Annotated in this window: 2 protein-coding genes; both read right to left on the bottom strand. The window is 74.1% G+C overall.

Annotation, left to right across the window (positions count from 1 at the left end):
- Window positions 1-578: aldo/keto reductase (locus GTW43_RS20055; protein WP_202501728.1), on the bottom strand; the 578-nt coding region annotated here is incomplete at its 3' end.
- 55 nt (window positions 579-633) lie between these two features.
- The gene (locus GTW43_RS20060; RefSeq protein WP_161303398.1) at window positions 634-1,191 is read right to left on the bottom strand and encodes a TetR/AcrR family transcriptional regulator; all 558 of its coding nucleotides are present in this window, start codon (window positions 1,189-1,191) and stop codon (window positions 634-636) included.
- Between the last annotated feature and the right edge of the window lie 108 nt (window positions 1,192-1,299).

The following is a 1,299-nucleotide window of genomic DNA, read 5'->3' on the forward strand; positions in this document are numbered from 1 at the left end:
AGGCCCGCCATGTTCGCGGCGATCCCGGAGGCGATCATCGGGCAGTGCGTGATGCTCAGCTGCACCTGGTTGGCCACGAGCGGGCGCCGCACGGCGGTCTTCAGGAGCTCGATCTGGCCGGGCGTGTGGTTGGAGACGCCGAAGTTGACGACCTTGCCCGCCGCGTGGAGCTCGTCGAAGGCGGCCGCCACCTCCTCCGGTTCCACGAGGGTGTCGGGACGGTGCAGCAGGAGCAGGTCGAGGTAGTCGGTGCGCAGCGCCGCCAGCGACTCGTCGACGGTCCGCAGGATGTGCTCCTTGGAGAAGTCGAAGAAGCCCTGCCGGATGCCGACCTTGCTCTGGATCACGATCGACTCGCGCTCGGCGGCGGTCAGTTTGACCGCGTCGCCGAAGCGCGCCTCGCACGCGTGCCGCTGCGGCCCGTAGATGTCGGCGTGGTCGAACGTGTTGATCCCGGCGTCGCGGGCGCTGCCGTACAGGGTGCGGATGTCCTCGTCGGGGAGTCCGGCGATCCGCATCAGGCCCAGGACGACGTTGGAGGACCGCAGTTCGGTGTCGGGGAAGGAGATCGTCTTCATGGGCCCATCCTCGCCGAGCGGGCCGACGCGATGCCAGTGACGGGCCGCGGCCGTCTCAGCCGGAGCCGAACATCTCCAGGAAGACGTCGACGACCTCGTCCACCTCGGCGTCGGCCAGGTCGTCGAAGGCCCCCGAGTGCCGGGCGAGGAGAACGCCCGCGACCGCCGCGACCAGGACGTCGGCCCGCAGCCCCGGCCGGTCGCGGCCCTCGCGCGCGAAGCGGGCCCGCAGCGGCTCCACCAGCCGGTCCGCCAGGGCCTCCCGCGTGGCGTCCTGCGCGGCGGGGTCGCTCAGCGGCTGGACCGCGACCCGCAGCAGCGGGACGGGGCCGCGCAGTTGTGCCCGTGCGGCGACGTCCCGCAGCCGGGGTTCGGTGAGCAGGTCGTCCGGCGCGGTGTCGCCGTGCTCGGCCCGCAGGACCGCCACGTACAGCTGCGGCTTGCTGCCGAAGTAGCGGGCGATCAGGGCCGGGTCGACCCCGGCGCGCTCGCCGATCTCGCGGATCGTGGTGCGGTCGTAGCCGCGCTCGGAGAACAGCTCGGTCGCGGCGTGCAGCAGCGCCTCGCGGCTGCGGGCGGCGCTGCGCCGCGGGGCGGGCTCGGGGGCGGTCACGGACGGCCGGCCCCGGTACCCGCCTCGGCCCCGGCGGCGGCCGGGGCGACCTGCCGTGCGGTGACGACGGAGCGGCCGCGGGTGACTCCCACGCGGGTGAGCACGACC

The organism is Streptomyces sp. SID5785 (genome assembly GCF_009870065.1).
GTDB lineage: Bacteria > Actinomycetota > Actinomycetes > Streptomycetales > Streptomycetaceae > Streptomyces.